The sequence below is a fragment of the bacterium genome, from assembly GCA_041649255.1.
Taxonomy (GTDB): domain Bacteria; phylum Hydrothermota; class UBA3073; order JACQXS01; family JAQTXJ01; genus JAQTXJ01.
The window spans coordinates 22,195-42,160 of the sequence record JBAZNK010000013.1; the positions used below are offsets into that span (position 1 = coordinate 22,195).

Annotated in this window: 18 protein-coding genes and 1 other RNA gene; 12 read left to right on the forward strand and 7 right to left on the reverse strand. The window is 36.3% G+C overall.

The window, feature by feature from the left end:
* Positions 1-206: 206 nt before the first annotated feature.
* The 12 genes from thrS (at position 207) to gatB (ending at position 9,181) form a co-directional block, all read left to right on the forward strand.
* Positions 207-1,964 carry a threonine--tRNA ligase gene (thrS, locus tag WC614_09475; protein MFA5033239.1) on the forward strand — a complete coding sequence of 586 codons (1,758 nt, stop codon included), beginning with the start codon at positions 207-209 and terminating at the stop codon, positions 1,962-1,964.
* A 37-nt stretch (positions 1,965-2,001) separates the two neighbouring features.
* Positions 2,002-2,580: a translation initiation factor IF-3 gene (gene infC / locus WC614_09480; protein MFA5033240.1), complete on the forward strand. Its 579-nt coding sequence runs from the start codon at positions 2,002-2,004 to the stop codon at positions 2,578-2,580.
* A complete protein-coding gene (gene rpmI, locus WC614_09485) occupies positions 2,522-2,725 on the forward strand; it encodes a 50S ribosomal protein L35 (protein ID MFA5033241.1) in 204 nt (67 codons plus the stop codon). Before infC ends, rpmI begins: the two co-directional genes overlap by 59 nt.
* Positions 2,726-2,799: 74 nt before the next feature.
* Complete coding sequence (gene rplT, locus WC614_09490; protein MFA5033242.1) at positions 2,800-3,177, forward strand: 50S ribosomal protein L20; 378 nt, start codon at positions 2,800-2,802, stop codon at positions 3,175-3,177.
* Positions 3,178-3,191: 14 nt separating this feature from the next.
* Positions 3,192-3,773 (forward strand): hypothetical protein, encoded by a 582-nt coding sequence (locus WC614_09495; GenBank protein MFA5033243.1) that lies wholly within the window; start codon positions 3,192-3,194, stop codon positions 3,771-3,773.
* 34 nt (positions 3,774-3,807) lie between these two features.
* A complete protein-coding gene (locus WC614_09500; protein MFA5033244.1) occupies positions 3,808-3,999 on the forward strand; it encodes a hypothetical protein in 192 nt (63 codons plus the stop codon).
* A complete protein-coding gene (locus WC614_09505; protein MFA5033245.1) occupies positions 3,989-4,252 on the forward strand; it encodes a cell division protein ZapA in 264 nt (87 codons plus the stop codon). The genes WC614_09500 and WC614_09505 overlap by 11 nt, the downstream gene beginning before the upstream one ends.
* Positions 4,241-4,380: non-coding RNA, 6S RNA (gene ssrS / locus WC614_09510), on the forward strand. The genes WC614_09505 and ssrS overlap by 12 nt, the downstream gene beginning before the upstream one ends.
* 57 nt (positions 4,381-4,437) lie before the next feature.
* On the forward strand, positions 4,438-6,003 hold the full coding sequence (gene rny, locus WC614_09515; protein MFA5033246.1) for a ribonuclease Y: 1,566 nt from the start codon (positions 4,438-4,440) through the stop codon (positions 6,001-6,003).
* On the forward strand, positions 6,000-6,797 hold the full coding sequence (locus tag WC614_09520; GenBank protein ID MFA5033247.1) for a TIGR00282 family metallophosphoesterase: 798 nt from the start codon (positions 6,000-6,002) through the stop codon (positions 6,795-6,797). Before rny ends, WC614_09520 begins: the two co-directional genes overlap by 4 nt.
* A 142-nt stretch (positions 6,798-6,939) precedes the next feature.
* Entirely contained in the window at positions 6,940-7,800 is an 861-nt protein-coding gene (gene era, locus WC614_09525; protein MFA5033248.1) for a GTPase Era, read from the forward strand.
* Positions 7,793-9,181 (forward strand): Asp-tRNA(Asn)/Glu-tRNA(Gln) amidotransferase subunit GatB, encoded by a 1,389-nt coding sequence (gene gatB, locus WC614_09530; GenBank protein ID MFA5033249.1) that lies wholly within the window; start codon positions 7,793-7,795, stop codon positions 9,179-9,181. Before era ends, gatB begins: the two co-directional genes overlap by 8 nt.
* Before the next feature lie 1,005 nt (positions 9,182-10,186).
* Here the strand turns inward: gatB and WC614_09535 are convergent.
* The 7 genes from WC614_09535 to WC614_09565 all read right to left on the reverse strand — a co-directional run bounded on the left by WC614_09535 (position 10,187) and on the right by WC614_09565 (position 19,931).
* The gene (locus WC614_09535) at positions 10,187-10,357 is read right to left on the reverse strand and encodes a hypothetical protein (GenBank protein MFA5033250.1); all 171 of its coding nucleotides are present in this window, start codon (positions 10,355-10,357) and stop codon (positions 10,187-10,189) included.
* A gap of 21 nt (positions 10,358-10,378) precedes the next feature.
* A complete protein-coding gene (locus WC614_09540; GenBank protein MFA5033251.1) occupies positions 10,379-10,639 on the reverse strand; it encodes a type II toxin-antitoxin system RelE/ParE family toxin in 261 nt (86 codons plus the stop codon).
* Position 10,640: 1 nt separating this feature from the next.
* The gene (locus tag WC614_09545; protein ID MFA5033252.1) at positions 10,641-10,835 is read right to left on the reverse strand and encodes a hypothetical protein; all 195 of its coding nucleotides are present in this window, start codon (positions 10,833-10,835) and stop codon (positions 10,641-10,643) included.
* 438 nt (positions 10,836-11,273) lie between these two features.
* Entirely contained in the window at positions 11,274-12,125 is an 852-nt protein-coding gene (locus WC614_09550) for a hypothetical protein (GenBank protein ID MFA5033253.1), read from the reverse strand.
* 83 nt (positions 12,126-12,208) lie between these two features.
* Entirely contained in the window at positions 12,209-13,066 is an 858-nt protein-coding gene (locus tag WC614_09555; protein ID MFA5033254.1) for a GIY-YIG nuclease family protein, read from the reverse strand.
* A 95-nt stretch (positions 13,067-13,161) separates the two neighbouring features.
* A complete protein-coding gene (locus WC614_09560; protein MFA5033255.1) occupies positions 13,162-16,578 on the reverse strand; it encodes an Eco57I restriction-modification methylase domain-containing protein in 3,417 nt (1,138 codons plus the stop codon).
* Complete coding sequence (locus WC614_09565; protein MFA5033256.1) at positions 16,575-19,931, reverse strand: helicase-related protein; 3,357 nt, start codon at positions 19,929-19,931, stop codon at positions 16,575-16,577. Before WC614_09565 ends, WC614_09560 begins: the two co-directional genes overlap by 4 nt.
* Between the last annotated feature and the right edge of the window lie 35 nt (positions 19,932-19,966).

Genomic DNA, 19,966 nt, shown 5'->3' on the forward strand with positions numbered 1-19,966 from the left:
CTGTCAAGAGTTAAATTAAAAATTAACGGATTAAAATTAACCTTGGCAAAACTTTCTTTAAGACTACCCGTTTTCTGTTCCATCTTTTACTAACTAAACTAACGCCACTAACTAAACTAACTCTACTTTCTGTTCTCTGCTTGACGATTATTCTTGACAATATGGCATATTATGGGTATGTTCCTAAAAATTATGTTTATATTATTATGAATAACTTTAACGAAGAAGAAATGAAGACATACTGGCACTCTACTTCTCATATACTTGCCGCCGCAGTAAAAGAATTGTTTCCCGATACCAAACTGGGAATCGGGCCTGCCATAGATAACGGTTTTTACTATGATTTTGACCTGAAACATAAGTTTATCGAAGACGACCTTAAACAAATATCCGCCAAAATGCAGGAAATCATAAAAGCAAACTATAAATTCGAAAGAAAAGAAATAAATAAAGAGGAAGCATTAAAACTTTTCCAATCCCAAAATGAAATCTACAAAGTAGAACTGATTAAAGAGTTAGAAGGGACTATTTCCGTTTACACTCAAGGCAATTTTACGGATCTTTGCAAAGGGCCACACATAGAATCTACCGGTATGGTTAAAGCATTCAAATTACTAAGTGTCGCCGGCGCATACTGGAAAGGTGACGAAAAAAACCCAATGCTCCAGCGTATATACGGAATAAGTTACCCTGAAGTTGCGGATTTGGAAGATGCGCTAAAAAAACTTGAAGAAGCAAAACTCAGGGACCACAGAAAATTAGGCAAAGAACTGGAAATATTTGAAATCTTTGAAGAAGTCGGTCCCGGTCTTGTATGCTGGCTTCCAAATGGCAGAATTATAAGAAAATCAATAGAAACTTTCTGGGAAAAAGAACATACAAAAAGAGGATACCAAATCGTAACGTCTCCGCATATAGCAAAAGCAGGACTATGGGAAACATCCGGCCATTTGAAGTTTTACGAGCATATGACCAAACTGGAATTCGGTGGAGACGATTATGTCCTGAAACCAATGAATTGCGTATTCCATATACTGATTTATAAAAACAAAATTCACAGTTATAAAGAATTGCCCATACGATATGCCGAACTCGGAACCGTTTACAGATGCGAAAAATCCGGCGTCGTCCAGGGATTATTAAGAATGAGAGGTTTCACACAGGACGATGCGCATATTTTCTGCAGGGAAGACCAGGTAAAATCCGAAGTCTCGGATATACTTGAATTAACCGACTTTATGATGAAAACTTTCGGCTTTAACGAATATCATATAGATTTATCCGTCAGGGACCCGAAAAATTTAGACAAATACGCAGGCAGTAACGAATCATGGGAACTTGCGGAACAAAGCCTTGCAGAAGTCTTAAACAAAAGAGGATTAAAATATAAAAGGGCTGAAGGGGAAGCAGTGTTTTATGGTCCTAAAATAGACATTAAACTTGTAGATGCGCTCGGCAGACAATGGCAGGCAACTACAATACAATTTGATTTCAATCTACCATCAAGATTTGACGTAACCTATGTAGGCGAAGACAATAAACCGCACCCGATAATTATGATACACCGTACAATACTTGGTTCTATGGAAAGGTTTATCGGTTGTCTCATTGAACAGTATAACGGAGCGTTTCCCTTCTGGTTAGCCCCGACACAGGTTATGATAGCCACAGTCTCACAGGAATTGGAAGAATACGCCAAAATCATAAACGGAAAATTACTTGCAAATGACATAAGAGTAAAATTAGACCTTGGAGCAGAAAAGATAGGCGCAAAAATAAGAAACGCAAGTATGAAGAAAATACCATACATATTGATAATCGGGAATAAAGAAAAAGATACAAATACTGTATCCGTAAGAGAACACGGCAAAGGAGATACAGGTGTATTCGGCCTTGATAGTTTTATCGATTCAATTAAAGAAAAATCGCAACATACCTGTTTACCACAGGTAAATTTGCCATAACCAATAATGAAAAACGCTTAAAAAGCAAAGGAGGAAAGTGGGAAATTTTAACAAACCGAAGTATTTAAGAATAAATGAAAGGATTATGGTTTCGGAAGTCAGGCTTATAGACTTTGACGGGACCCAGGCAGGAGTTGTATCAAGGAGTGAAGCATTGAGAAGGGCTTATGAAAAAGGATTGGATTTAGTGGAAATTGCTCCTTACGATAAACCTCCCGTTTGTAAAATAATTGATTTCGGAAAATATAAATACGAGCAGCATAAAAGCGACAGGCAGAAACATAAAACCAGCACAACAAAAGAAGTAAACGTAAGTTTGAATATCCAGAGTGCGGATATAGAAGTAAAATTGAAACAGGCGGAAAAGTTTCTGGCTCGCGGAGATAAAGTATTGATAAAACTTATGCTTAAAGGTAGGGAAATAATTTACGCAAACAGGGCAAGAGAAATTCTTGCGACCTGTTCTGCGGCATTAGAAAATATTGCTTCAGTTGAGCAATCCCCTACACTTGACGGCAGAATAATGAATTTATTGCTTATACCAAAAAGGAGTAAATATGCCCAAAATAAAGACAAACCGGTCAGCCCGAAAACGCTTCCTAACAAGAGCGCATGATATAAAGAGGAAAAATGCGAATAAGTCTCACTTGCTGACAAGCAGAGCAAAAAAGAGAAAAAGACACTTAAAGAAGACGGGAAACGTGAGTGAAGCTGATTTACCAAGGGTGCAAAAGTTGATACCCTACAGGAAGATTAAATAAAAAATTCAATTTTCTTGACAAATATAAGAAATATTGTTACCTTAGAATCTATTATTTTTTAAAGGGAGAGTATTATGCCAAGAGCAAAAGGTGGTCCAAAAACAAGGCACAGAAGAAAAAAATGGTTAAAACTTGCTAAGGGATACAGAGGAAAGAGAAGTTCCTGCTATAGAATAGCCAGAATGCAGGTAATGAAGTCCTTAATGTATGCTTATCAGGATAGACGGAAGAAGAAAAGAACTCATCGCCAGCTATCCATACTACAGATAAACGCAGCAGTGAGGCAGCAAGGTATTCCCTATAGTAAATTTATTGCGGCACTCAAAGTTTTAAACTTCCAGGTCAACAGGAAAGAATTAGCATGGCTTGCGCAAGAAAGGCCTGAGGTATTTGCCCAGCTTGTGGACCAGGTAAAAAGTACGGTTAAAACCAACCAAGTAGCAGAAGTTTAACTTTACTCAAAACGGTGACAAGAAGCAATAATTTACTACGCTGTGGTTTTTACGTACTTACCCTTTTACTCCTGGAAGGCTGTAATACTAATGTTAAGTATAAACCTGTTAAATGGGAAACAGGACAATGGGTATGTTATAGTATAAACGGTGAGCCATTTAAAATATCTATCGTGAGCAAAGATTCGGAAATGTTCTGGGTAGAGACTGAAGAACCGGGAATAATAATGAAAATGCTTATAAAGGAAAATGAATTTAACACACCTCAAAAGATTATTGCCAGAAAATTAGGCGGAAAAGCAATAAGTTTTGAAACTGATAAAATTTCTATAAGATCCGGGTTACCTCTTATAAGTATAGACGATTCGTTAAAAGCCATCAGGAAAGTTATAACATTATCCGCAGGAAAATTTAAAACAGCATATTTAAAAAAGGAGGATAGCGAAGTCTGGTTATCTAATTTGGTGCCTATTTTAGGCATAGTTAAGTATACAAGTAAAGATAAAAATATAGAAATTCAGAGTTATGGATTAAAAGGTGCAAAAAGTCAAATTGATAGTACAAAAGAAGCATCAGAGCTCTTTGAGATGAATTAAAATGAACATCCCGCTTGGGGCGGGAATGTGAGGTATGGAAACCTTAACACTGGAAGATAAGTTAGAAATACTGGCAAATAAAGCTCTTAAGGAAATAACTTCCTTGAGGAATGAGAATGAACTTTTGCAAAAAGAAAAGAGTAAGTTCCAACAAAAAAAGGAACTTGCTTGCGGCAAGTTGAAAGTTTTACTTGATAACGTAAAACAGTTAAAAAATGACAACTAAACTCAAAATGCTTGGTAAAGAGTATACTATAGAAAGTGACACATCGGAAGAATATATGCAGAATGTAGCAAAGTATGTAACTTCCAAATGTGAAACACTTAAAGACGCTACTAACAACATGGTTGATACGGTTGTCCTTGCTGCGTTAGATATTGCAGATGAACTTTTTCAGGAACGGGAATTAAGAGCTACGGGAAAAAACAAGATAAAAGCAACAATCGCTCTTTTAGAACATAAATTAGGTTCCCTGTGATGTTCGTGATAAAGACATAATATCTTGAGCCAGTAACCTTCCAGCAGGGGGCTGCCTTTAGTTTCGGTGGTACCCACCTTATTTGAGGGTTTCAAGATACCTCTTTACACGGCATATATGGGGAACCTTTATTTTTGGATAAAATGGAACATCCCGCCACGGCGGAGAAGGGAGGATGATTTAAAATGCAAGCTATTCAGACAATCGCTTTAATTATAGTAGGTATAGCAATCGGGGGAGTCGCTGTTTTCTTACTCCAGATGCGCTTAAAAACTACCGCTACAAAAAAAGCCGAAGAAGAAAGCAAGAAGCTTATTGAAGATGCAAAAAAAGAAGCAGAACATCTTAAGCTAAGCGCTCAGTTCGATATTAAAAATTTAAAAGATAAACAAAAACTTGAATTCGACGACAGGGCAAGAGCAAAAGAATCAATTCTTGAGAAAAAAGAAAAATATCTGGACGACAGGGAGTCAAACCTTGAGCGAAGAGCAAACCTGCTTACGGCGAAACAAGCAGAATTGAGCTCTAAAGAAACAAAGTTACTGGACGAGGAAAAAAGCATCACCACGAAAACCGACCGTCTCAATTCATTGATTATGGAGGAAAACAGGAAACTTGAAAAAATCGCAGGTATGACAGAAGAAGAAGCAAAACAACAACTTTTCCATAATCTTGAAGAGAAAGTCAAAGACGAATCGAAATTCTTTATCAGGACCGAAATAGAAAAAGCAAAACTTGAAGCTGACAGGGAAGCAAGAAAAATAGTCTCCACAGCAATAGAAAGATGCGCAACCGAACATATCGTAGAATCAGCAGTAGCTCAGGTAGCGCTTCCTTCGGATGAAATGAAAGGCAGAATTATCGGCAGGGAAGGCCGTAACATTAAATGTTTTGAAACACTTACGGGCACCGACCTCCTTATTGACGATACACCGGGAGTAGCTTTTATCTCTTCTATGGACCCAATACGCAGAGAAATAGCTAAAATGTCCCTTGAAAGACTTCTCGTGGACGGAAGAATTCATCCCGCCAGAATAGAAGAACTCGTCAAAATGGTAGAAGAAGAATTTCCCGGGATTGTGCAGAAAATAGGTGAAGAGACTATAATGGAAATGAAAGTTTCTACGGTGCATCCCGAATTGGTTAAACTTTTAGGATATCTTAAATTCAGAACTTCATACGGACAAAACGTCCTTATACATTCAAAAGAAGTAGCCAATCTTGCATACCTTATGGCAACGGAGTTGGAATTGCCCGAAGCTAAAATAGCAAGAAGAGCCGGTTTACTCCACGACATAGGAAAAGCCCTGTCGCAGGAATACGAGGGCACTCACCAGAAAATAGGTGCAGACATAGCGAAGAGATACGGTGAAACCGATCTTGTCGTAAATGCGATAGAAGCCCACCACAGAGATATTCCCGCAACTTCAATAATAGCGGTTCTCGTGGAAGCTGCCGACTCAATATCGGGAGCAAGACCGGGCGCAAGAAGAGAAACTTTTGAAGCTTACGTAGAAAGACTGGAAAAACTGGAATCCATCGTAACGTCTTTTGACGGCGTTGGAAGAGCTTATGCCATACAGGCAGGACGTGAAGTAAGAGTTATGGTAGAACCTGAAAAGATTAGCGATGAATCGGCATTTGAACTTGCAAATTCGCTTGCCAGAAAGATTGAACAGGAAATGAAATACCCGGGCGAAATTAAAGTTACCGTTATCAGGGAAACAAGAGCAGTCACACGTGCTAAATGAGAATACTTTTTGTCGGTGATATTTTTGGGAAACCGGGAAGAAGAGTCGTATCAATACTTGTGCCTGAATTGAAAAAGTCGGATAATGTTGATTTTGTTATCGTAAACGGAGAGAACTCCGCAGGCGGATTCGGCATTACGCCCAGAATACTGAAAAAGTTCAGGAACTACGGCGTTGACTGCGTTACCTCGGGAAACCATATCTGGGATAAAAAGGAAATAATTCCCGAATTCACAAACGCATTAAATCTTTTAAGACCTGCGAATTATCCCGAATCTGCACCGGGCAAAGGCTCGCAAACTTTTATGGACGGAAAAATCGGCGTGATAAATTTGTCGGGAAAAACTCTTATGCCAAGTATTGACTGTCCATTCAAAACGGCAGACAGGGAAATAAACAAATTAAACACCCCGACTATTATTGTAGATTTTCACGCGGAAACCTGCGAAGAAAAAAGAGCTCTCGCGGAATATCTTGACGGGAGGGTAACCGCGATTATCGGAACACATACTCACGTGCAAACCGCGGATGCGCAAATACTGCCGAAAGGAACTGCTTTTATCACGGATGCAGGTATGACGGGAGCTTTTGATTCCGTAATAGGAGTTGTGGCGCAAAAATCCATAAACTACTTTACTCTCGGAGTCCCGCAAAGGTTTGATACGGGAAAAGGAAACGAACAACTTAACGGCGTAATGTTGGATATAGACGAAAATACGGGCAAAGCAAGGGAAATAAAAGCACTGAGAATAGATAAACCCTTACCGCCTGATAATAAACCAAACGAAGATTAAACTATGATTAGTTGGACTTTGCGACGTAGGAGCTTAGACCAACTTATCCAGTACGAAGCCCTTTTCGCCTCTGGCGGATTAGGGATTCGTATCCAGCCCTCTGGGCTCAGCTGGAAAAGGTTATCTTAATAAGTTAAAACATATGAAATCAGGATTCGTAACAATCGTAGGCAGGCCGAACGTCGGCAAGTCTACCATATTAAATAAAATCATAGGCAAACAAATCACTGCCATATCCCATAAACCGCAGACTACGAGGCACAAAATTCTGGGCATCCTTAACGGAACGGATTACCAGGTAATATTTATGGATACGCCGGGAATCTTTAAGCCTATGTATACTATGCAAAGACTGATGGTAAAATCCGCTCTCGCTACATTAAAAGAAACCGATGTAGTTTTGCTGGTCGTGGAGCCGTTTTATCTGGAACTTGATTTGCTCACCCAGATAGAGAAACCAACCGTCCTTGCAATCAATAAAATAGATTTATTAAGGGACAAAACCGAAGTCCTGCCGTTAGTTGATAAATACAAAGATTACCCTATGATAAAGGAAATCGTTCCTTTGTCTGCTTTTTACAATGACGGGCTGGCGAAACTAAGGGATTCGGTTATAAGTTATTTGCCTGAAGGCGAGCCGTATTACCCGGAAGATTTTATCTCGGACAGGCCCAACAGATTTTTTGTTACCGAAATAATAAAAGAACATATATTTTTACTTTACGGCGAAGAAATACCCTATGCGGCTACCGCCGTAGTCGAGGAATTCAAAGAAAGGGAAAAAGGCAAATTTTATATAAGCGTTACGATTTATGTCGAAAGAGACTCCGAAAAAATGATTATACTCGGCGCGGACGGGAGAGCCATAAAGAAACTCGGGACTGCATCAAGAAGGTCTATAGAGAAATTTCTTGACCACGAAGTGTATCTTGAGTTATGGGTTAAAGTAAAGAAACAATGGCGGAAAGACCCTATCGCGTTAAGAGAATTCGGATATGAATAAAGTAACGGTTGGTTTGGAAGTCCATGCCCAGCTTCTTACGCAGACGAAATTATTCTGCGGGTGCAAGATTGACTGGCAGGCTTCGCAGAACTCTTTAGTCTGTCCCGTATGTATGGGAATGCCGGGAACTCTTCCCGTACTAAACAAAAGAGCCGTCGAGTTCGCGATAAAATCCGCGCTTGCGCTCAATTGCTCCGTTAATACGACTTCAATATTTTCAAGGAAAAACTATTTCTACCCGGATTTACCAAAAGGATACCAGATTACTCAATACGACAAACCGATTGCCCAAAACGGGTTTATAATGGTAAATAACAGGAAGATAAGAATAAGAAGAGTTCATCTGGAAGAAGACGCGGGCAAATCAATACACACGGACAAAGAAACGCTTGTTGATTTTAACAGGTGTGGAGTTCCGTTAATAGAAATCGTTACCGAACCCGACATTGAATCTTCTGCCGAAGCCGTTGAATACCTGATGAAGTTGAGACAGATTTTAAGGTACATCGGCGTATGTACGGGAGATATGGAAAAAGGGAATATGCGGTGCGAACCGAACATCTCCGTGAATAGAGGTAACAGAACGGAAATTAAAAACCTTAACTCTTTTAAAGCAGTTTCAAAGGGTATAGATTATGAGTTCCAGAGACAGACAAAAGCGCTTGAAAACAATGAGCAGGTAACTCACGTTACGCTGTTATGGGATGAAAAAGAGGAAGTAACGAAACCGATGCGGACAAAAGAAACTTCGGAAGACTATCGGTATTTTCCCGAGCCGGATTTACCGCCGCTTGTGTTAAAGGAAAGCTGGATAGAGGAGATAAAGGCGACTCTTCCCGAACTTCCGGAAACTAAAATAAGCAGGTTTGTAAATCAGTATGGGGTACCGGAACAGGACGCAAAAATACTCTGTGAAGAGCAGGTAATGGCGGATTATTATGAGAGCGCGGTAAAGGTGTGTAATTTGCCGAAACAAACTGCAAATTTCATTATTTCGGATTTACTCGCGGTAATGAATACGCTTCAAACGTCTTTGGAGAAGTTGACGTTTTCTCCGGCGTATACGGCTGAACTGCTTTCGCTGATAGAGAATGGGATTATAACGAGGAAAACAGCAAAAGACATATTGCCGGAACTTATAGAGAAGCAGGAATCCCCGGCGAAGTTTGTGGAGGCGAAAGGGTTAAAGCAAATAAGCGGAGGGGACGAAATTGAGAACGCGGTGAAAAAGGTTTTGTCTCAATACCCTGAGGAAGTGGAAAGGTACAAGCAGGGAAAAGTGCAGTTATTTGCATTCTTCACGGGAAAGGTAATGCAGGAAACGAAAGGCAAAGCCAACCCTCAAGCCATAAAAGATCTTCTGTTAAAAAACCTCTCTTAATCCCTGTTGGGCTTTTTTCTCCTTAACGATTATACTATTATACTAATATCCTATTAACTAATACCCGATTAACGATTTCCCTTTCCTGATATGCTTCCTACTACCTACTTCCTACTCACCTAACTCAACCACTTAACTAATCTATTTCTCTCCCCTGGGGAAAAGAGATATTACCCTATTTATTACCCCATTAGGGAAATTCATTACCCTATTCGTTTACAAACTCTTGGACGATAGTCCTTAGAGTTTGTTATCCAGCTCTGCTGGGTTCTCTGCTTTCTGTCATTCTGAACGTAGTGAAGAATCTCTCCGTTACTTCCCTAATAACTAATATCCTATTAACGATTTTCTGTAACCTGATACTCTGCTCTTCTGATATGCCCTTTATTTTTCTCCTCTTTGCGTGCGGAGTTTATCCCGCTTTGGCGGGACGCTTCTTTTTGGTTATCTCTTTTTTGTAGTTAACTCTAAAACTTTCTTTGTTGCTTTTTTCTCTGCGACCTCAGCGATTACTTAGAGTTTTCGCCTCAGGTGAATTATAGCAGACTCTTGTCCCGATTTATCGGGACTTAGAGGTCGCTATCCCGCTAGCGGGGCTCTAAGTTATCCTGCTCGGCTGGACTTTTTGTTCTGTGAATCTAGTGTTTTTATTTGTTTGTATTTTTGAATTTTGGATTTGATTTGGAAGTATTTGAGCTTTGTAATTTGGACTTTGGGAGAACTTACTCAACTACTCACCTAACTCAACCACTTAACTAATCTATTCCTCTCTTCTGAGAAAAAGAGATATTACCCTATTTATTACCCCATTAGGGAAATTCATTGCCCTATTCGTTTCCACTTAAAAAATTTCTTATTGCAAAATAATGGCATTTTTTGCAACAAAGATTCTTCACGGGAAAGGTAATGCAGGAAACGAAAGGCAAAGCCAACCCTCAAGCCATAAAAGATCTTCTTCTTAAAAACCTCGGGTAAACTTTTGTAAATCCTCTGAGAGGTTATTTTCTAAGCAGAAAAAGGGTTGATTGTTGTAATAGAACCATTAGGCAGTTCAAAATAAATTTTGCCGTTTTTGGTATAGACAATTGGCAACCCCTTACGATGATTTTCCTGTTGCGCTTTCTTTACTGCCCGGACAGCAATCCTTTCTATCTTACATAAAAGCTCTTTTTTCATTTAAAGTAACGGCTCTATATTTTATTTATACACTTCTTTCCTGTGTTCTATTTTTTCAATATACACAATTAACAGATGTTTTTCAATCTCAAAAATAATTCTATAATTTCTTACTCGATAAGAGTAGTAGCCTTTTAGATTGCCTGTCAATGCTTTTGCACAATACGGATTTTCTTCTATTTTATCAAGAGCATCAATAAACTGATTAAATAATTGTGAATTAGTTTTCTGAAAATCTGCCAAAATTTTTTCTACTTTTTTTGATAAAACTAATTTATACATTTCATATTTTATACTTCTTTTTAAAGTTTTCGTAAGAAATACAATCTTTTTTGTTCATCTTTTTACGTTCTTCTTTAAGTTCTCGAATTAAATTTGGATTTTCAGCAAGAAGCCCTATGGTTTCTTTTAACCCTTCATATTCCTCTAAAGGAATAATTGCCATCGGTTTTTCGCTTTTTATAGTAATAGTATGCATTTTTCTCCTTTTTTTATGCTATTTTGAGTATATTAGCATAACCAATTTCACTGTCAAGGAAAATAACTCTTCTACTAACCATCAAATTAGGCATAACAAACATTTATTTTAATAGGGATCGTACAAAGCAAAGCTTAAAGCCTCTGGCGGAATATGCCCTTTATTTTTCTCTTCTTTGCGTGCGGAGTTTATCCCGCTTTGGCGGGACGCTTCTTTTTGGTTATCTCTTTTTTGTAGTTAACTCTAAATCTTTATTTGTTTCTTTTTTCTCTGCGTGCTCTGCGGTTACTTAGAGTTTGCGATGTATGAGCATTATTCTAAGTTATCCCGCTCAGCTGGGCTCTGCGGTGAAAATTTCTTTGTTTCATTTGGATTTGGAAAGAACCTACTCAACTTCAGGTTATTCAGCTCCGCTGGACTACAAGTTGCCTATTTTATTTACTTCTTTCTCGAAAGTTGGTAAATACTCGCCTGTAAAACCTGCCAGCATATTTTTGCCGTATGTTCATTCGGGTTAAATCCCGAAGACATTTGCAGGTGAGGATGAATATAATTCCTGAAATCCCGCAAAACATAACTGAATTTTTTTACGTCTTCATCGATTAAATCCAGGGAGTGTGCAACATCTATAAGGTTACTTAAACTCCATTCATAAACCGGTCTTGGTTTGCCTGTCGGGTTTTTAGGACTTGAAAGCGATTCGGTAAACTCTTCCCTGTTCTTTATAGCAATGGAGAGTAATATTCCTTCGAGCGTACTTCCGCATAGGAATATTGTTGCCAGATGGGAGTTTGTGCGAAGGCAGTTTACTATTTCCTGTATTCTTTGTTTCAGGATATCGGTGATTGCGTTGTCTAATCCCAATTTCTCTAAAGAGACATCTTTGAATTTTCTGTTTATAAATTCACTTTCGGCAATGCTGTCGACAGGGATAATGACTTCTTCTTCGGTGCTTATTATTTTAACTGTTTTCCCGTCAAGGACGATTTTATACCCATCAACTGCCAGATACTGGTTAAAGTCAACAATATGTTTGTTTAAGTCCTTATTTTTAACGATAACCGGGACAGGAGAAAACAATTGTTTTATGCATTCTTCCATTTTCGGGGTTTTGTTGATTTGATTTAACTTGCGTTCGGTATAAGCATCCCGGGTCGGGAAGCGGTATCCGTAATGGTCGTCAAACCCAAGTGAATTAAAGAATTCGACTAAATCCTTACCGGAACGATTTTCGGTCCCATCATTTATCAAATATCGTAATTGTTTAATAGTTTTGTCTTGTAAATTCATATATGCCCCTCCACTATTGGTTATTCGGTAATATGAAGTTAACTATAATTTCAAGTTATTTATTTGCTTTTTGCTACCTGTTATTAATTTTCTTTTGATAAATCTCTTTCTTTATCCAGTGGTTGTCCTTTATTGTTTTTCCAATGTATCCAGCCATTTACTCTACAACCTAACACAACAGCACCGGCTGTACTAGGACTTCCAAAAATATAATCTTTCGTAAAGATATAAGAAAACTCGTTTTCTTTCCGTAAAACATCGCTAGTAAGTAGTCTTTCTCTTAATTCATGAAGCCATTTTCCGGCAGAGTTAGCTTCTTTAGTTATTGCTTGAGACCCCTTATAGATGACAAATCCTTCATCTAATAGCGTACCTTTTGCTTCAATCCCTTTTTTCTTACAAAAGTAAATATTTTTGTCGTCGATTTGTTTTGCAGAAATATCTTTGAAAATTTGATACCCTAAAGCAGAAGTAAGTAATTGTAAATTTTCTCCAAATTCTAACATTTCAGCAATATCTGCTTCGGGTAATGTCGGTTTAGACGTATCGCTTGAATTGTCTAATTTTACCCTGTTTACTTTTTTTAACAAATCAATACAATAATTTTCAAGAAATTTCACATGGGCTTTAGTCAGATTTTGATCTTTAGATGTAAAAGCTAAAGCTGTATTCCAGAAATCTTTTTTGTTGTCATGATTGCTAAGTCTATTATATAGATTTTCAGCTTCTCCTACATATACTATTGGTTCTCCGGTTTCTTCAGATTCCCCAAATAAAAAATAAACTGCCGGTTGAGAGATATCTGTTCTGTTTTTAATATTTTTTAGTCTATTTCTAGGTATTACTGTTCCTTTTCCTGTCCAGTTTGATAATTCGGCAATTCTAATTCCTGTAGGTTCTCCCTCTACTAAAAATATCTTAATTGTTTTTGGATTTTTCATAATATATTATTTCGTGATAACTTATTCAATGATGTTATTTTGTTAAAATAAACTGTCAAGACTTTTTGTTTGTTAAAAGAATTTTGGAATTGGGCTCAAAATTCACAAAACCTTGCCAGTTTCGGATAACGCCGGGCGTACCAAGTTTCCACTTCACGAATATCGTCGGCGTTTAAGCCATACATTTCATAAACCAATTTATCAATCTCTTTCTGCTCATTACTCATATAATCATAACGAGGGTTTTGTTTTTGTTTTTCATATATTTTTAGCAATAAAGGTTGAATAGATAAATTTATTGCTATATTAATAGGGATTTCCTTAACATCATCTATACCAAAATTAATACTGTGATTAATGAATACTCTTGAAAATATTTTTGTAATTTTCGAACATATCAATCCTAATATTTGATTAATATCCGCTATATTAATAAAAATATCTGAAGATCCATGATCAAATAGTATCGAACTTTTTCTAAAAGTAGGACAATAAACACCGGCCCAAGAAAAAGTAATACCATACTTAAAATAATATTCTTTATTCTGAAATCGTGCGCTCCCTGATTGCCTCATTTTTTTTACTGCAGTTTGACTCCAGTCAATAAAATAATTTGTCGGCACATAATAATTCGGCAACCATCCGGTTTCGGTATCGCTTTCTCCACCCTTGTCATAAGGCACAATAAATCTACCGTCAAACCATAAATCTTCATCAAAATTTTTATCATTTCGTGATTTATGAAATCCCTTTTCTATAACCTTTGCCCTTAATTTTTCATCACTGATAATTTTTTCAAGATCTTTTTCAATAAGTAAAAAATCTTTAAAGTTATTAATATTTTTATATGAACCGCGCGCTTCCGGATTTTGGAAAAGATAAAACTTATTATCTCCTGTTTGTAACCCAACTCTTACATCAGCAACATCCCCAAAACGAACCAGCTCAAAATTTTTATTATTAAATTTTAATTGTCTAACTTTTATCTTTTTCCCACCAATTTCTTTTTCAATTGTTTGGCAAGTCGTATCATCCATTAGCGCAAACAGTTTAGGGCTGCCGACAAAAATTGGCAGGTTAGAATTAGTTTTAATTAAATCCTGATTATACTCATATACCGCAAATTTAGATGTAGATTGACCGATAAAATCTTCCAGATGATAAAGTTTTAAGCGCATATCTTCTACTTCTTTTCTTGTCGAAATATTAGTTAAGTCAGCGACGATTAGTTTGCTATTGTTATCGGGGCTGTTCGTTACGCTCATTATGCAAGCATTGACCGTGGCATCAAAACAATCCTGATGGACTCGGATAATTTTATGTAATTGTTTCCCCAAAACCTGCTGACGCAGTTCTTTGTGGGTTTTAATCGTAAGCCAAGTATCGGAAACAATAAAAGATAAAACACCATCCGGTTTTAAAAATCTTCTTAACGCCGTGGAAACAAAAACACCATAGCTGTCTTTGCTCCCAAGCTTATGCCAATCTTTAATATCCTCTTCTACTTTTACCCCATATGGTGGATTGCCGATAACAATATCAAACCCGCCAATTTTTTGACCGTTTTCATTTTTACGGTCAAATACCTCAGAAAAGTGAAAATCGGGTTTAAAAAGCTTATAAGTACCGTCTTTAATTTTTTGCTTTAATTTATTAATTTTTTTTAGTATGGGATTAATGTTTTTTGCGAATCTATCAGAATGCTGGTTTTTTAATTGAGATTCAAGCTCCGCTTCATATTTTTTGACAACTGAGCTAATTAATTTGTGTTCACGGTCATCAAACTCTTTTTTGAGCGTTCTTTTTTCTTTTTCATATTCGGAAATATAAAACTTATCTTTACGGTCAAGCATTTCCGATTTAATCTTGTCAAATTCCGATTCCTGGGACAATAGTGATTGCTGACTAATGACAGTTTGATTAAAAATATCTATATCATCAATTTTTTCTTGTAAAGAATTTCCGACACGAAATTGAAAATCAAGATTTGGAAGTGGTTCGGCTTCAACTTCAGCTTTTTCATAATCCACAACCAACGCCAACCATAATCGAAGCTTGGCGATTTCTATTGCACCCGGATCAATATCTACACCATAAAGATTTTCTTTTATGAATTGTTTTTTAAGCAACACTTCATTGATATTTTTACCGACATTCACATTCAATCGTTTTCGCAAATCAACCCAAATATGCATCATTTCTACAGGGAAAGCAGCAGAACCGACTGCAGGATCAAGTACTTTGATATATTTTAATTTATCATCCAGTAATCGTATTTCATCTTTCTTAAGGTCGAGATTCTCTATTTCTTCTTTGCGATAAATCAATTTATAGAGTTTTTTCTTATCTATATTCGTTTCATTCTGTAGAAATTGCCATAAAGAATCTTTCACCATAAAGTGGACAACTTCTCTCGGAGTATAGAAAGTACCTTTTTTACCTCGTTCTTCTTCAGCTAAAGTGTTTTCAAAAACTTTTCCCAGCATTTCCGGGTCAATGGAAACTTCCTGGTCGTCCAGTGAATTCTCGTCAACAGTAAAATTATAACTTTCAAAAAAATTTAAAATTATGTCTTTAATAAACTCGTCATCAAATAAAATAAATTTATTTTCGCTTTGTAGATTATTTTCCAGTTCACTTTTTTCAAATAGCCCGCCATTTAAATAGGGAGTGTCTTTATATTGTTTTTTTATTTCCTCCGGGCGTTCGTTTTTCTTTTTAGCAAAAACATCAAAAAACAATGGCTGGAAAAATTCCAAATAGATATTTGTATTGTTATTTTCAACTGTTTTTCTTATATAATTTTTTTGATTTTCAATCCAGCCTTTACGCTGTATAAAATAAATAAAAACAATTCTACCCAACAAAGTATAAACAAATCTGTTAATCTGTTCTTTGTATTCTTCAGGGGAATATCTATCTTTCAGCCATAGGCAAACCGTGTTCTTGTTTTGTTGTTCGAATTGTTGCTTTGTACGTTCAAAAATTAACCTAAAGTCATCAAAGAATTTGGTAGTGACTTTTTCAACGCTAAAAGCATCTTTAATCTTTTCTAAGCTGGAAAAGTCTCCCTCGTCGATTCTTTGTAGAAAAGTCTTATTTGTTAATTCATCACTGACAAAATAGGTAAAACGGCGAAAAGCGCTCCAATCTATTTTTTTACCAAGATAATTGGCATATATCAGAGAAAAGCGAAAACTGCCCGCTTGATTGTAATAAATAAAAATACCGGCATCAGTTTGCGTCTCCTTGAGAATTTTCTTTCCCAGTTCGTATTGTAGTTTCTTGCCGGAGCGCTCAGACAATTCTTGTTTGGCTTTAAAAGCGCAGACGAGTAGTGCGCCGTCATCCAAATATAACTCGCCAAGTTTCAAACCATTAGAAAAGTTATCCGTATTATAATCAAAGTTTTGTTCGCTTGGACGAAACTTGCTGTTTTTTTCAGAAAAAAAGCGCTTCAATCTTTGAAGATCAAAATCAGTTATGATGTTTTGTAAAATATCCCTGCTCATAGTTTTTGATTCTCAATTGCGATAATAATTTCTTTGGACAAATCCCTCTGACGGTCTTTCTCTTTTTGTAAGTAATCCACTCCCCCTAATTCTTTTTTAATCGCATCAATTTCTTTGACAGTTCCTTTAATACCTTTATCGTCAGTAAACTCTAAATTGGAAATACGACGCAAGGTATAGTCCGAAAGTGTACCGTAGTCAATAATATCTTCGAGTAAAGTCCGCAAAAAGTCCTTATGAGGCATTATTTCTTCGTGCTTAACAGTATATATTAATGATTTAAGGTTAATAATCGATTTTTGCTCCAAACTCTGAGCACTAATTGGATTTGTGCGGTATTCTTTGAATTTTTTTACATTTTCGTATGCATCCCAAGCACGGTCGGAAAATTCCAATGGTTTTTCTTCTTTATCACAAAGGATGTTAGCAAAAACATCTTCAAAAATAGTTGGAGAAACTTTGTCTTTTCCATCCTCACTGTATTTAACGCTATAGACATATAGACGACCCTTTTTCAGGAAAACCAAAAGTTCGTTTTCACTATACTTTTTTGCAACTTTAATCCGTGGGGGATATTTTTTTAGCGCCTCAATAAGTTCAGGATTCTCTTTTTTAATCTTTTCATAAATAGTCAACGCCTTAGTATAAAAACTTTCTTCTCCCAGTTTGTCCGGATTTTGCCGAATCTTCTCATAAAGTCGGGAAGGCGTTGGTTCTTCAGAAGGGTCAAAAATCTTAGAGTCTTCGCCTAAAGTATTGTGAATGAGGAACATTTTATTTGAAGCAATTTCTCTTGATTTGACTAACTCCGCACCTTTTTCAGTGGGGAAGAAATTTACAATATAAAGCTCGTCAAAAACTTTTTTGCTGATACGATTAATACGACCGACACGTTGAATTACTCGTACCGGATTCCACGGAATATCATAATTTACAACCATACCGGCACGATTCAAGTTAAATCCTTCGGAAATTCTATCTGTAGATAGGATGGCATCAAATTCGTCTTCCTGACTTTCGTAAGATGCATCAAAGTTTTTATTGATAGAGAACACCTTTTGTGTAGATAAATCACCGGATATAACAAGCAACCTGTCGCCAAAATGCTTTTTTAGAATTGGCTCTAGATATTTGACAGTGTCAAAATATTCAGAAAAAATAATTATTTTTCTTTTGGGTTCACCTTTGTTTGGATTTTCTTTTAAAACCGCCTTTATATTATTAAGCAAACAATCTGTTTTAGGGTCATTTTTGACAAGGTCTAATGCTTCTAAATCTTGCAGGATTTTATTAAAAAGTTCTAAATCTTCTTTAATATGAGCAATAAAATCATCTTTATAGTCAAAATTATTTATTATATAAACTTTGTGATTTTTGGGATATTCGCCATTTTTAACCTTATCTGAATATTCATTGAGATATTCTTCAATTTCTTCAGGTTCTTTGGTGTAAATATCTTTCATCAAATCTCTATCCAGAATATATTTACCCGTTTTATCTATAAACTCCTGCGCAGTTTCAGTAATTTTTATAAAGTTTTTAATGCTTTGCCTAAATGAGCCAAACGAGCTTTCAAATCGCTTAACCATTAAGCGACGCATAAAATCATACAAGTTACGTTGTTGAAGTAATTGAAAGTTTTCTTTTTCTGTCAGCTTATCTCTTTTGGTTTTTCCTTTTTCATATTCAAAGGGATGATAAATTGCACCCTTAAATTGGCCTCCTTCCTCCGGATCGCCAAAATATACACTGATGATTTTGTCGTAAAAGTCAGATTGCGCTTTGGTCAATTCATAAAACCATTCTTTTGGGTCGGCAACTTTTGATAGATTTTTTACTTCATCTTTATAATAAGGATTATTCTGTAAGTCTAAGCGGTTGCGTCGTATTGTTACTGGTTCAATAACATCTCTTATTTGTTTAGCCAGATATTTTGATCTCTGCTTTACTTTATCAAGATTTATGTTTTTCTCTTCAAATAGTCCTTCATAGTACGCTAAAGCTTTTTCCCTTTTATCGTCTTTTTTAGAATTCCAATACTTTTTTATATAGCCCAGTTTATCAAATATACCTTTAAATGCCTGAAACTTTATAACTAAATTGTTTTCCAGAGTAATTGAGGATTTTTTCGGCGTAATAAAGAGCGAGAGCAAAGAAAGAATGTCCCTCGGTCTATTATTGAAAGGGGTAGCTGTCAGTAATATTACAATTTTATCGCGACAGAGATTCCTTAGATATTCATAATCTTTCGTATCTTGATTTCTAAATCTGTGCGCTTCATCAATAATAATAACTTCAATATCTTTTGTCTTTTGAACAAACGCAGCAGTATCTTCCAAATCTCCCAAAGAACGAATTTCCCAATCTGTCATACCAAACTGTTCTGCATATTTTTTCCAACCGGAATTTTTGTTCTTATCGCCAATCAATCCCGGCGGACAAATTACGACACCTCGTTTTTTTAGTTCTTTGGCAACTGCGCAGGCAATAATTGTTTTCCCTAATCCCACAACATCGGCAATAATCACGCCATTGTTCTTTTCTATAATCGAAAGAGCTTGTCCAACAGCATCTAATTGATAAAGATAAGGCGTGTATCCATTATCCTTGAATGTTTTAATAAGGGATTCTCCGATATCTTTTTGCTCAAAAGAACCAAGGTATGCCTGAAGTACCAATATAAATGCATCAAAAGGAAGTATCTCTTTTACGAGAGTTTCATTTTCAACAACTTCTAATAACCTCTTTTTTGTAACATCGTTTTCTGTAATTTTAATTGCATCTCCCCATAGTGAATCAAAATATTTTTCAGTATCTTCAAACCCATAATCACTAATCTCTACATTGAATTCTTCTTGTGTGGAAAGTCCGGAATTAGTTAAGTTGCTACTGCCGGTGATAAATAAATTTTTTCTACCAACTTGGTCCTCTTGAAGCTTGAAAATATAAACCTTAGCATGGTTTGGATTAAGTGTTTTTCTGATGATTAGTTTGTTTTCACGGATAAGTTTAAGAAAATACTTCACCTGTTCATAAAAATCTTTTTTATCAAAATTTTCAGTATTTAGAGATTTTTTTATGGATTCAAAAAATTTATAACAACGCTCCTCGTCGGAAAGTTGTTTTTCCGGATCGCCATACTCCAAGAGACCATAATTTGATTTGTCCACATTGAGTCCGACAAGAACGTTAATTTTTACGTTTGGATTGTCTTTTAACCCTTGATATAGCTCTCTAATCCCGGAGAAATAGAAGAAACCAACCAAAAATTTTAATTCGTCACTTTTGTTTATAAGCTCTATCAGACGATTTTTTAAATTATCCGCACCACTGTTTGTAATGAAATTACTCATAGTTTTTTCTTAGCTGACAAGTTGTATTATTAAAA